Source organism: Candidatus Methylomirabilota bacterium (assembly GCA_035315345.1).
Lineage (GTDB): Bacteria > Methylomirabilota > Methylomirabilia > Rokubacteriales > CSP1-6 > CAMLFJ01.
Window position 1 is genome coordinate 1 of record DATFYA010000051.1, and the last position, 12,580, is coordinate 12,580.

Annotated in this window: 13 protein-coding genes; 3 read left to right on the forward strand and 10 right to left on the reverse strand. The window is 66.9% G+C overall.

The window, feature by feature from the left end; genetic code table 11:
* Positions 1-514 (forward strand): hypothetical protein (locus VKN16_06110; protein HME93771.1); only part of this gene is annotated, 514 nt, incomplete at its 5' end.
* A complete protein-coding gene (locus VKN16_06115) occupies positions 508-1,500 on the forward strand; it encodes an FkbM family methyltransferase (GenBank protein HME93772.1) in 993 nt (330 codons plus the stop codon). The genes VKN16_06110 and VKN16_06115, both read left to right, overlap by 7 nt.
* 65 nt (positions 1,501-1,565) lie before the next feature.
* Here VKN16_06115 and VKN16_06120 read toward each other — a convergent pair whose 3' ends face one another.
* From VKN16_06120 to VKN16_06155, 8 genes are all read right to left on the reverse strand, one after another.
* Positions 1,566-2,270, reverse strand: a complete 705-nt coding sequence (locus VKN16_06120; protein ID HME93773.1) for an FkbM family methyltransferase — start codon at positions 2,268-2,270, stop codon at positions 1,566-1,568.
* Between the two features lie 49 nt (positions 2,271-2,319).
* Complete coding sequence (locus VKN16_06125) at positions 2,320-2,943, reverse strand: ABC transporter ATP-binding protein (GenBank protein ID HME93774.1); 624 nt, start codon at positions 2,941-2,943, stop codon at positions 2,320-2,322.
* 104 nt (positions 2,944-3,047) lie between these two features.
* Complete coding sequence (locus tag VKN16_06130) at positions 3,048-3,848, reverse strand: ABC transporter permease (GenBank protein HME93775.1); 801 nt, start codon at positions 3,846-3,848, stop codon at positions 3,048-3,050.
* A 37-nt stretch (positions 3,849-3,885) separates the two neighbouring features.
* Positions 3,886-5,100 (reverse strand): glycosyltransferase family 2 protein, encoded by a 1,215-nt coding sequence (locus tag VKN16_06135; protein HME93776.1) that lies wholly within the window; start codon positions 5,098-5,100, stop codon positions 3,886-3,888.
* 233 nt (positions 5,101-5,333) lie between these two features.
* A complete protein-coding gene (locus VKN16_06140; GenBank protein HME93777.1) occupies positions 5,334-6,335 on the reverse strand; it encodes a GDP-L-fucose synthase in 1,002 nt (333 codons plus the stop codon).
* Positions 6,336-6,341: 6 nt separating this feature from the next.
* The gene (gene gmd / locus VKN16_06145; protein ID HME93778.1) at positions 6,342-7,307 is read right to left on the reverse strand and encodes a GDP-mannose 4,6-dehydratase; all 966 of its coding nucleotides are present in this window, start codon (positions 7,305-7,307) and stop codon (positions 6,342-6,344) included.
* 74 nt (positions 7,308-7,381) lie between these two features.
* Positions 7,382-8,131, reverse strand: coding sequence for a class I SAM-dependent methyltransferase (locus VKN16_06150; protein ID HME93779.1), 750 nt, complete (start codon positions 8,129-8,131; stop codon positions 7,382-7,384).
* A gap of 8 nt (positions 8,132-8,139) precedes the next feature.
* Positions 8,140-9,264 (reverse strand): glycosyltransferase family 1 protein, encoded by a 1,125-nt coding sequence (locus VKN16_06155; GenBank protein HME93780.1) that lies wholly within the window; start codon positions 9,262-9,264, stop codon positions 8,140-8,142.
* A 20-nt stretch (positions 9,265-9,284) separates the two neighbouring features.
* Between VKN16_06155 and VKN16_06160 the strand changes: the two genes are divergently transcribed.
* The gene (locus VKN16_06160; protein ID HME93781.1) at positions 9,285-11,519 is read left to right on the forward strand and encodes an LmeA family phospholipid-binding protein; all 2,235 of its coding nucleotides are present in this window, start codon (positions 9,285-9,287) and stop codon (positions 11,517-11,519) included.
* Between the two features lie 43 nt (positions 11,520-11,562).
* Here the strand turns inward: VKN16_06160 and VKN16_06165 are convergent, their stop codons facing one another.
* Both VKN16_06165 and VKN16_06170 read right to left on the reverse strand, forming a co-directional pair.
* Complete coding sequence (locus VKN16_06165; protein ID HME93782.1) at positions 11,563-12,297, reverse strand: fatty acid desaturase; 735 nt, start codon at positions 12,295-12,297, stop codon at positions 11,563-11,565.
* 120 nt (positions 12,298-12,417) lie between these two features.
* The coding region (locus tag VKN16_06170; GenBank protein HME93783.1) for an ABC transporter permease at positions 12,418-12,580 on the reverse strand (163 nt) is incomplete at its 5' end.

Here is a 12,580-nt window from a genome sequence, read left to right on the forward strand (position 1 = left end):
CCAGAACATCGCGGCCTACTACGGCGCCCACTCGTCGGACCTACCGCAGCGTCATCGGATCGTTCGGCTCGATCTAGACCGGGACGACGCGCCGTATCTGGGCCAGTTCGATATCGTTCACTGCTACGGAATTCTCTATCACCTCCGCGATCCGGCGCGGCTCATCCGCCTCATGGACGCGACGTGCCGAGGCTTCGGTCTCGTGGAAACCTGCGTATCGTTCGGGTCCGGGGCCGCGATCAATCCTATCCCGGAGGATGCGACCCAGGTATCCCAGGCCTTCGACGGCGCCGGCTGCCGGCCGACTCGCGCGTGGATCCTGGATGCCCTGAAGAGGGCCTTCCCGCACGTGTACGTGCCGACCACCCAGCCGAACCATGAGGAATTCCCGGTGGACTGGACCCGACCGGGGCCCAAGGGTCTGCTGACGCGGGCGATCTTCGTGGCCTCACGTCAGCCGCTATCCTCTGTCTTCCTGACGGATTCGCTGCCCGACCACCAGACCAGATGCTGAAGTCGCTGGCCAAGCAAGCGATCCGCCGCCTGGGATACCGGCTGGTGCCAATCGAAACGTCGGCGACTCCCACGATTTGCCGCGTCCCCGGCCCGGACGCGTCGTCTCCTCTGCCATCCATGTCACCGCCGGGCGCCTTCCTGCCGGCGGTCCCTACCATCAATGTGGTCGACGTGGGAGCCATGTTTGCGGGCGACGGAACCGAGCCCTATTCCGCCCTCCGAAACGCCGGTCTGGCCCGCGTGGTAGGCTTCGAGCCGATAGCGGAGGAGTGCGAACGGCTCAATCGCCGTTTCGGTCTGCCTCATCGCTATCTGCAATACGCGATCGGCGACGGAACGGCGCGACGTCTTCACGTATGCACCGAGAGCATGACGTCGTCCCTCTATGAGCCCAACACTGCGCTCCTGTCGGCCTTCGACGGTCTGGAGGCGGCGGTGCGGGTCGTCCGCGAGCTACCGATCGAGACACACCGTCTCGATGACGTGCCGGAAGCGGCAGAGGCCGATTACCTGAAGATTGACGCGCAGGGCGCCGCGCTCGACGTGCTGCGGGGGGCCTCGCGGCTGCTGGCCCGGGCACTGGTGGTGCACACCGAGGTCGAATTCGCTCCTCTCTATCGCGACCAGCCGCTATTCGCGGACGTGGACACGTCTCTCCGTGGTTCCGGCTACGGCCTGTTCACCCTGGACGAGATCCACTCGCGAGTGTACCTCCCTCTTGGAGAGCGAGACGTCCCCTCGTCGCGCCGCTTCCGGCAGGCGTTGTGGACCGATGCGGTCTACGTCCGGCACCTGTTCGAGCTCGATCGGCTCGACGCGCGCGAGCTCGCCACGCTGTTCGTGATTCTGCACGTCTCATACGGAGCGATCGATCTCTGCGCCCGCGTCCTCGAGCACCTCGATGCGAAGTACGGAACGGCCGCGGTGAAGCGTTACCGATCGGAGGCGCTCGAGGTATCGCGTGCGAGCACACCGGCCGCCTGAGGCAAGCCGCCACTTGAAGGGCGGGTGGGGCGGCCGGGATCCAAACCCAGCCGCCCCGAGTCGAGTTACTCGTAGGCGATGTCGTCGAACACGCCGGGCGGCAGCTGGAAGCGCCGGGCCAGCTCCGCTTCCTCCTCGCGGACGTAGAACCGATTCAATCCGTCGAAGTATGCGAACACATACCGATTGGCGAGAAGGATGGGCTCCCATTCGTCCCACATCGCGATGCTCTCGATGTCATCCCAATTCTTCGGACGCGTGGCCGGCTTGGTGGCCTCGATGACCAGCGCCCGAGGTCGGAATCGACGCCAATCACAGCTCGCGATGACCGGCTTTTCCCATCCCTCGATGTCAATCTTGAGGAATTCCACGGACGCAGGGCAGTGTCGGTCGAAGATCTCGTTCATGGTGATGACCGGAACCATGTATTCGGTCACAGTGCCGCCCCTGGTCTTGAACTGCTGCGCCATCGCGGGGTCGGGCGTGGACAGGTAGCTCTCCTCCACACACTCGTAGAAGCGCATCTTCCCGGGAGCGTCGCCGACCGCCGCGTTCACATTGATGTCACGCGGCCGATCTCGTTCGAACGCCTCGAACTTCGAGCGCAGCGGCTCGATGTTCACGCCGCGCCAGCCGGCCTTGTAGAAATGCTTGGTGACCGAATGCAGGTGCGGGTCCCATGCGCCAACGTCGATGTAGAACCCGGTTGCCTGTTCGTGGAACAGGCGATTCAGCATCACGTCTTCGAAGTTCTGAGCGTAGGTGAACATGTGTAGGCTCAGTCGTCGGAAGCTACAGCAACCGGACTTGACCGCCGAATCACGACTTCTCGTACGCCGCGATCACCTCGTCGGGCTTCCCTTGCATCATGATCTTGCCGCCGGCGAGCCACACGACGCGATCGCACAAATAGCGGATCTCGGAAAGCGCGTGCGACACGATCACGAACGTCGTTCCCTGCCGTCGAAACTCGTCGAGCCGGTCATAGCACCGCGCCTGGAAGTGGGTGTCCCCAACGGCCAGGATCTCGTCGATCAGCAAGATGTCGGGGTCGAGGTGGACTGCCACCGAGAAGCCCAGCCGCGCGACCATCCCGCTCGAGTAGGTGCGGAGCGGCTCGTTCAACGACGACTCGAGCCCGCTGAACGCCACGATCGCCTCCAGTCGGGCCGCTACTTCTCGGCGAGTCAATCCCATGAGCACCCCGTTCAACACGATGTTCTCGTAGCCGGTCAGCTCGTAGTGGAACCCGGCCCCAAGTTCGAGCAGCGGCGCCACTCGGCCACGCACCTCGACGGTTCCACTCTGGGGGCCGATCACACCCGCGATGAGACCGAGCAGTGTGCTCTTGCCCGAGCCGTTCGCGCCGATGATGCCCACGGCCTCGCCCTTCTGGACCTCCACCGAGATGTCGTCCAGCGCGAAGAATCGATCCGCGCTCATGCTACGGATCAGGTCGGGAAGATGGAGCAACGATTGCTTCAAGCCTCGGGTCAGATGTCGATGCCGGGGGTACTCCTTCCTCACGCGGTCGAGCCGGATGACGATCATACGAGCTCGGCGAATCGAGGGGATAGGGCTCGATAGACGAGCGTCCCAACCACGAGACAGGCGACGGCGGAGAGATAGGCGGCGCCGACCAGCAACGGATCCAGGTAGCCGTCGAGCAGGAGCTTCTGCCATGCCCGGATGAGCGGCGCCACCGGATTCAACTTGATCCAGACGTGATACTGGACGGGGACGACGTGTACCGAGTAGATGACCGGGGTCAGGAAGAAGAGAGCCTGGATGAACAGAGCGACGAGACGCTCGAGGTCGCGGACGAAGACGTTGACCGAAGCGACGGCCAGGGCCGCGCCGTACACGGTGAGGAACTGGGCCAGGACCAGGAGAGGGATGCCCGGTATCCACGACCAGGACGGAGTGCGCCCGTACCAGAGCAACACGAGAAGAGTGACCGGGATCGTCAGGAGAAAGTGGATCGCGTCGCCCAGGACGGTGCTCACGATGATGATGTTCCGAGGGAACCGTACCTTCTTGATGAGCGAGGCGTTGTTGATGAAGGCCATCGGGCCACCACCGATGGAGCTCGCGAGCCACTGCCAGGGGAACTGGCCCGCGATGAGGAACAGGGGGTATGGATAGCCGGGTATCTCGAATCGGAGGAAGACGCCCAGGGCGATGTAGTAGACGACGGTGAACAGCAAGGGGTTGGCGACCGACCAGGCGTACCCGAGCCAGCTGCTCTTGTAACGCACCTTCATGTCTTTCTGGACGAGCACCAGGATCAGATCCACGAGGTACGCGAGCGGTCGAGCGGAAGGTGTCACCACGGCTTGCGTCGCCATGCGAGGCCGATTGTACACCGCGAACCCCGCGTACCTCCTAGACGAAGGTGATCTGGCCCAGCTGGAATGCCAGGCGCCGCCGATCCCCGCGGAGTGGGATCCAAGACGGCCTGAAAGTCGGCCGAGACTCTAGCCGCACCTCGACCAGATCCACGCCCAGATGCTCGGGTGGAACCGTCCATGTCGTCTCGAACTCCCCGCTTCCTCGGATCACCCGGCTCTCGAGCCGTATCCCGTTCATCGTGGCGGTAAGCCGAAGTCGTGGTCGTCTGAGGCGCCGACGCATGAGGCGGCCCCTGACCTTCAGTACGGTGGCCGCCTCGCTCCTCCTGAGAAGGAAATAGGCCCGCCGGCACACCCAGCCGTCCGTGTAGAACCCCTGGGCGCCGTGGACGAACGGCGCCACGAGATCATAGATCGGCCCCGCCAGCCGCCGCTCCAGCGCCGAAAGCAAGCGCGAGAGACCGAAAGGGGCGTGACGCGCCAACGTCTCGAACAACAGTCGGACGTACGTGTCGGTTCCGTAGGCCAACAGGGCTGGCGGATATCGACGTGAACCATGTCTCCGAACGATCGCCGCCAGCTCCGCCAGTCTTCGGCGTCCTCCCGAGGATGTCTTGGTGCTCCGGTATTCGCGCAGGTTGGCCATCTGTCTCGGCAAATAGTCGACACGAAAGCGCTTGCCGAGCTTGATGAACAGATCCCAGTCCAGGCCCCAGTGCAACTCCTCGTCGAGATAGCCCACCGCCTCGATGGAGGATCGCCGGAAGAACGTCGTCTGCTGCAGGATGAAATCCGAGACATACACGAGCTTCCAGAGATTGAACGGCTCGGTTGCGCGAAAGGGGCCGGTGACGTCGCCCCGCTCGTCGATGAGGAACCCGTCGCCGTACACCATGGCACAGTCCCGATGCTGCACGAGATGGCTCACGGCCGCGCTGACCGCACCCGGCAGATAGGTGTCATCCGAGTTCAACCAGGCGAGAATCTCCCCGCGCGCGCGGCGAAATCCCTTGTTGATGGCGTCGGCCTGCCCTCGATCCCGCTCGGCTGACCAGATGAGCCGCCCGTCGTAGCCCCGGAGAATATCGATGGTGCCGTCGGTGGAGCCACCATCCACCACGATGTACTCGATTCGGGGGTAGTCCTGCGCGAGGACGCTCTCGATGGTCTCCCGGATGAATCGCGCCTGGTTGAAGGACGGCGTGACGATCGAGACGAGCGGGACATCGGGCAACCAGTCCTCAGTCACCCCGTCCTGCTATCGCTTCGAAAGAGCCACCGCACTGACGCCGTCCAGGCGTGGCCGGGTGGACCTGTCGATGCTCATCCGCAAGATCGTCGCCGGCGATTCCCAGTGAGGGGGCGCTGAGGTCAGCTCTTCGAGCTGTAGATTTCGTTCCACCGGTCGTGTGGCAGCATCTGCTATACCTCGACCTGCCCATTTCCCGGGCCCGGCCGGCCGCACGTCGGTGAAGCCTCCCGTCAATCTAGAACGCGACCCGCAAGTGGCCGTCCCGGTCCCCTAACCGTCTCGCGGTACGAGTCGATCGTTTGCCTGAGTCCCACCTCGAAGCTGGTCCGAGCCCGGAAACCGAAGTGTTTCTCGGCCCGCGTCGTGTCGAGCAGGCGCCGTGGCTGCCCGTCCGGCTTGCTGGCGTCCCAGACGATGCGGCCCTTGAATCCCGTGAGGCGCGCGATCAACTCCACCAGGTCCCTGACCGAGATCTCCACACCCGTCCCGAGATTGACCGGCTCCTCACCCTCGTACCGTTCGGCCGCGAGCACGATGCCCTCGGCCGCATCGGCGACGTAGAGGAACTCACGAGTGGCCTTTCCGGTGCCCCACACCGTGATGGTGTCATCCCCGGCCTCTACCGCGTCCATGCACTTCTTGATCAGCGCCGGGATGACGTGCGACGAGGTGGGATCGAAGTTGTCCCGTGGGCCGTAGAGATTCACCGGCAGCAGATAGATCGAATTGAGGCCGTACTGCTGGCGATAGGCCTGACCCTGCACCAGGAGCATCTTCTTGGCGAGGCCGTAGGGGGCGTTCGTCTCCTCGGGATAGCCACTCCAGAGCTCGTCTTCCTGAAACGGGACGGGCGTGAACTTGGGATACGAACATACCGTGCCGATGGTCACGAACTTGCCGACCCCGAAGCGCCGGGCCTGCTCCATGAGCTGCGTGCCCATCATCAGATTCTCGTAGAAGAACCGGCCGGGGCTCTCCCGGTTGGCCCCGATACCCCCGACGACCGCGGCCAGATGGATGATGACATGGGGCCGCGAGGCTTCGAACAGCCGCACGATATCGGGTTCCCGCCGCAAGTCGTAGTCGCGGCTACGCGCAACGAATGGATGGGAGCATCCCCGCTCCTTCAGGTACTCCACCACGTAGGAGCCGAGGAAGCCACCGCCGCCGGTCACGACGAGGCGCTTGTCGCGCCAGAAATCAACGGGCCAGGCGTCGGTTGATGCCGTCATGGCACGTCACGCCCCGATTCGCCTCAGATCGGCCTCGACCATCATCGCCACCAGCTCCTCGAGGTTCACCTTCGGTTCCCAGCCGAGATCGACCTTGGCCCGGGTGGCGTTGCCCCAGAGAGACGGGACCTCGGCCGGCCGAGAGAATTGCTGGTCGGTCCGCACGTAGTCCTGCCAGTTGAGGCCCACATGGCCAAACGCCATCCTGCAGAAGTCGCCGACCGAGTGGGTGCGGCCGGTCGCCACGACGTACTCGCGCGGCTCGCTGGACTGCAGCATCAGCCACATGGCCTCGACGTAGTCTCCGGCGAAGCCCCAGTCACGCTTGGCCTCGAGATTGCCGAGCCGTAACTCGGTGGCCAAGCCGCGCTTGATCCGGGCGACGCCGTCGGTGATCTTGCGGGTCACGAATTCGATGCCGCGGATCGGCGACTCGTGGTTGAACAGGATGCCCGCGCAGGCGAACAGCCCGAAGCTCTCGCGATAGTTGACCGTCATCCAGTGGGCCATGAGCTTCGAGACTGCATACGGGCTGCGGGGATGAAACGGCGTCGTCTCCGACTGCGGCTCTTCCTGCGCGAGCCCGAACATCTCACTGGTGGAGGCCTGGTAGAAGCGAACTTTCGGGTTGACGATGCGGACCGCCTCGAGCACGTTGACTGCGCCCACGCCGGTCACCTCCGCGGTGAGCGAGGGCTGGTGCCAGGAGGCGCCGACGAAGGACTGCGCGGCCAGGTTGTAGACCTCGTCGGGCTCGGCAGTCCGCATGGCCCGGACCATGGAGCCCTGGTCGATGATATCGCCGTCCAGGAGCACCACGTCGTTCACCACGCCCAGGTAGTGGAGGCGGTCGGTCGTGGCCAGGCTGGTCCGGCGGTCGACGCCGTAGACTTTGTAGCCCTTGCTCAGCAACAGCTTGGAGAGGTAGGCGCCGTCTTGACCCGTAACCCCAGTGATCAATGCTCTTTTCATGCCATGCCAGTCTACTACGAGGTTCGAGAGGCAGTCGAGATTTGACGCCTCTTGCAGGGGCTACGGGCACTCCGCTACCGGCCTCGCGTGACGAAGTAGAGCCGGCTGCCCATCTCCGGCTGGGCGTGGTCGTCCGGACGCGCGGCCAGCATCTGTCCGCCCGCCGCGGCCACGATCGATCGCACCTCCGCCTCGGCCACCGCGTTCATCCGGATGGGGTGGAGGCCCCACCGCTCGTAGAGGAGGCGCTCGCCGAGACCGGCCGCGCGCAGCACCCCGTACAGCCGCCGCCGCAGCTGGACGCGGCGGCGGAGGGGCAGCCGGCTCGGCAGCTGAAAGCACAGCAGGCCGCCGGCGCGGAGGGTGCGCACGAGGTCCCGCACCATGTCGCGGATGGCGGCGCGCGTCGGCTGGTGCTGCAGGACGAGCACGGAGTAGATCAGGTCGAAGCAGCCGTCGGGAAAGGCCAGGACGCCCTCGGTCGCCAGGAAGGTGCAGTTCGGCACGTCCCGGTGCAGCTCGCGGGCCTGCTCGACCATGCGGGGCGAGATGTCCACGCCCGTCACCTGGCCGAAGTGACGGGCCAGCGCGCGGGTGAGGCGGCCCAGCCCACAGCCGAAGTCGAGCGCGACGGCGCGCGCCTTCGGCAGGCCGAGCTCGCCGGCCGCGGCCATCAGCCGCTCGATCTCGGCCTCGCCCGAGCGCAGGAATTCGCCGCGGTCCCAGCCGCCGAAGCGCTTGCCCGGCTCGGTGAGCACCGACCAGTAGGGATCGAGCGAGGCCAGGTCGTCCCAGTCCTGACGGTGGCGGCCGAGGCCCGTCATGCCCGCGCTCACCCGGCGACGGCCCGCGCCACCGCCTGCTGCACGGCGCGCGCCGTCGCGTCCCACGAGAACTGGCCGGCGCGCTCGAGGCCACGCACGCGCAGGTCCTTGCACAGGCCATCCTCGGTGAGGACGCGCGCGAGCCCGGCCGCGATGGACCCGGGATCGAGCGGGTCGACGAGCACGGCGGCCTCGCCCACCACCTCGGGAATCGACGACACGCGCGACGCCACCACTGGCGTACCGCACGCCATCGCCTCCAGCGCGGTGAGCCCGAAGCCCTCGTGCAGCGACGGCAGCACCAGGGCCCGCGCGTTCCGGTAGAGCGCGAGCAGCTCGCCCTCGGCGGCGTAGGGTTGCCAATCCACCTGCCCCTCGATGCCGAGCGCGGCGATCATGCCCTGCAGCTCGCGCACGTGGCGCGGCCGCCCCCAGCCGCGCATCACCAGCCGCACCGGCAGCCGGCGCGCGGCCTGCGCGAAGGCCTCCACGAGACGCGGCAGGTTCTTGTGCGGCATCACGTTGCCGACGTAGAGCAGGTACGGCTCCCCGTCGGGCTCCGCGCCCGGGCCCGTCGAGACCGACGGCCGGAACCGCTCTGCGTCGTACCCGGACATCACCACGTGGACCTTCTCGCTGGGCAGATCGTAGAAGTGGAGGAGATCGCGCCGCGTGCTCTCGGAGATGACGATCACCGCGCGCGAGGCGCGGAGCACCGCCGGCACGTAGTGGCGGAAATAGTACTGCTGCCGGGGATACTCCGCGGGATAGAGCAACGGCAGCAGGTCATGCACCGTGGTCACCTGCGGGACCCGCGAGGCGAGCAAGCCCTCGGGCATCAGGTTCAGCAGCACGCGGGGGTTCGCCCGCCGCACGCGCGCGCGCAGACCGGTCTGCACCCACACCAGGCGGCTCAGGTGACCGAGGGCGCCGCGCTCGGGGCGCATCGCAGCCGACACGCGCTCCACGCGCGTGCCGGGGGTCGTGATCAGATCGGGCCGCGAGGTGAAGACGTGGAGGCGCTCGCCGAGCGCAGCCAGGCCCGAGATCAGATGCAGCGCGTAGAAGCCCAGGCCGGTCGGCCGCTGGCCGACGATGGCGGCGTTGATCGCGATCGTGCCGTCGATGGCCACGGCGTGATTATAATCGCGGGATGAACGGGCACGAGATTTCTGTCTCCCTCGCGAGCGAATCCGCGGCGAACGGCTCCATCGCGAGCCGGTCAGAGCGGGCGCGGCCCTGGCTCCTCCTGGCTGGGCTGCTGATCGGCCTGACCGTCGTCATCACGATCTGGCTGTCCATCGACCGGCGGCCCGCCGAGTGGGATCACGCCAACCACCTCAAGCGCGCGGTCGACTGCTACCGCACGCTGTCCGAGCCCGGCCACGACCGGCTGAAGGAGATCCTCGAGACGTCGTCGTTCTACCCGCCCATCGCGCCGTGCGCGGCCGGCATGCTCTACTTCGTCTTTCCGATCGTGCCCCTCACCGCCCAGTCGGTGATGCTGGCCTTCCTGGCGCTGGGCCTGGCCGCCACGTTCGCGCTCGGCCGCCGGCTGCTCGACGAGCCGGCCGGACTGCTCGCCGCCTTCTTCGTCGGCACCGCGCCCTTCGTGGTGTTCTCGCTGACCAACTTCCAGCTGGACCTGCCGCTGATGGCAGTGGTGGCGCTGGCGCTCTACGCGCTGGTCCGCACCGAGACGTTCTCGCACCTCGGCTGGTCGATCGGCTGCGGGCTCACCCTGGCGCTGGGCATGCTGACCAAGCCACCCTTCGGGGTGTATCTCTTGCCCCCGCTGCTGTGGGCGATCTGGCGGGTCGGGTCGGCGCCGGATCGCCGCCGGCGGCTGGGGCGGTTGCTCCTGGCGCTCCTGATCGGCGGAGCCGTCGCCTTGCCCTGGTACGGGCCGCGGCTGCTGGGGCTGCCCATGCAGATCTCGGAGCGCTCGTTCAAGCAGGCGGCCGAGGAGGGGAAGGCCGAGGCCCTGACCACCGAGGGGCTGCTCTTCTATCCGCGCACGTTCCAGCCGCAGGTCGGCATGCTGGTCGGCCCGCTGTTCCTCTGGGGGCTCGTGGCGCTGCGCCGGGAGCGGGCGCGCGTCTTCCTGTGGCTCGCCGCGCTCGGCCCGCTCGTCATCTTCTCGCTGATCCAGAACAAGAACCTGCGCTACACGCTGCCGATCCTGCCCGCGATCGCCCTGGTGGCTGCCGCGGGCGTGCGCGCGCTACCGCCGGTCGGCCGACGGGTCGCCACCGGCGTCTGCCTGATCGCGGGCGTCCTGCAGGTCTCGATGACCGCGTTCACGGTGCCGATGCCGCCGCGCGTGCCGGGTCTCCTGCTGCCCCTGGCCCTGCCCTGGCCGCCGGACGCGGCGGACTGGCAGCACGGCAAGATCCTCGCCGATCTGGCGCGCGTGAGCGCCGGACGTGAGGCCACGGTGGCGGTGGTGCCGAACGACAACTTCTTCTCGGTCTCGAACTTCCGTTACGAGGCGGCGGTGCAGCAGCTGCCATTCAAGATGACCCGGCCGTGGGCCGACGGCCCGCTCGACGTCGACTTCGCAATCTTGAAGACCGGCTCGCAGGGCCCGAGCTTCTCGATCGCGAAGTCCGAGGCCATCAACCGGGCGTTCGCGCAGGACCGCTACCTCGCGGAGATCTTCCCGGTGGTCTCCGAGTACGCGCTGCCGGACGGCAGCCGCGGCATCCTCCGTGCCCGCCGCATCCCGCCGCTCACGGGCATGGCGCCGGCGGAGCTGGCCCGACGCCTCGAGGCCTCGCCGGCGCAGCTCCTGGCCGGCAACGTGCGGGATCCGGTCGGGCTGCGGCTACAAACGCATTACCGGCCGGACGCGATCCTGCGCGGACAGGTCGACCGGATGGTCATCGAAGCCGATTCGGCGGTGGTCGGCGAGCTGAAGCGGAGAGACCGCGCGCCACTGCGCATCCGCGACACGCGCCTGGAAGTCGACGGCCTGCTCATGAACCCGCGCCGCCTCGCGGAGACGAACCGGTTGGAAATCCTCGACGTGAAGGCGCTCCGGGTTCAGCACCTGGTCGTCACCGAGGACGACCTCCGTGAATTCCTGCGCGGCCAGCGGCCCGCCGGGGTCAGCGTGCGGCTGGGCGACGGCGCGGCCGACGTGCAGGTCGACCGCATCGGCCCCGAGCTGTTCGCGCGGGTGCGCCTCGAGTCGGGAAGCGGCGAGAGCCCGTTCACCCTGCTGGCCGACCGGGTCAGGATCGGGAAGCTGCCGGTTCCGGACGCGCTGATCGACTGGATCGTGCGCCAGTTCGATCCGACCCTGGCGCTGCGGAAGCTACCGATCGAGGTGACCCTGAGCCCGATCCGCATCGAGCCCGGCCGCATCGTGATCGGCGAGCGGTAGAGAGTACGACCGGTCGCGCGAACGGCCGCCGGACCGCCGAAAGCTACGCGGCGAGCTTGACCTTGTCGCCGACCAGACGGGCGAGGCGGAGCAGCATGAGCACGCGAATCACGACCCACGAGGGATCGAACTCGAAGCGGCCCATGCTGAACTTGGGGCTGGAGGGATACGCGTGGTGGTTGTTGTGCAGGCTCTCGCCGCCGGTGAGCCACGCGAGCACGCGCAGGTTCGTGGCCGAGTTGTTGCCGAAGTTCTTGCGGCCCCACCAGTGGCCGAGGCCGTTGATGGACGGAGCCAGCACGAAGACGTAGAGCACGAAGTGGGTCGCCGCGAGCAGCAGGCCCCACGCGGGGCCCAGCACCAGCATGGCGGCGGCGATGCCGATGACGCCGCCGAGCGTGCCCTTGTTGAAGAGCACCCGGTCCCAGATGTCGTCGCGGATGTCCTTCGCCCAGCGGGCCAGGGTCTCCGGGTTGCGGGCCTCGCGGACGTAGTAGTAGACGTTCCAGAGCTGGATCTTCCAGAAGCCGTGGACCAGCGGGCTGTGCGGGTCCTTCTCGGTATCGGTGAAGGCGTGGTGCTTGCGATGCACGGCCACCCATTCGCGACGGTTCTGGCCGGTGGTGAACCAGAGGACGAAGCGGAAGACCCAGTCCGCGAGCGGATGCAGCTTGAGCGCGCGGTGCGCGAGGCCGCGGTGCAGGTACACGGAGGTCGCGATGACGGCCGCCTGCGTCACCAGGAGCGTCGCAAACAGATAGAGAAGCGGTCGAATCACCGATGGTTCTCCTTGGTTGTTAGTACGTGAGCACTCGGGGAACGTCGGGCGCTTCCGCCAGCGTCCGGCACTGAGCAAAGGCTAACACACTCTCGAAATCTTAGGCTAGGCAAACATGGCCTACGCGACGGTCTTGGGGTCGAGCAGGTCGCGCAGGCCGTCGCCCAGCAGGTTCAGGCCCAGCACGGTCAGGGCGATGGCGCCGCCCGGGAAGATGGCGTACCAGGGATTCATGCCGAGGAAGGCCTGCGCCTCCTTCAGCATGAGGCCCCACGAGGGGTTG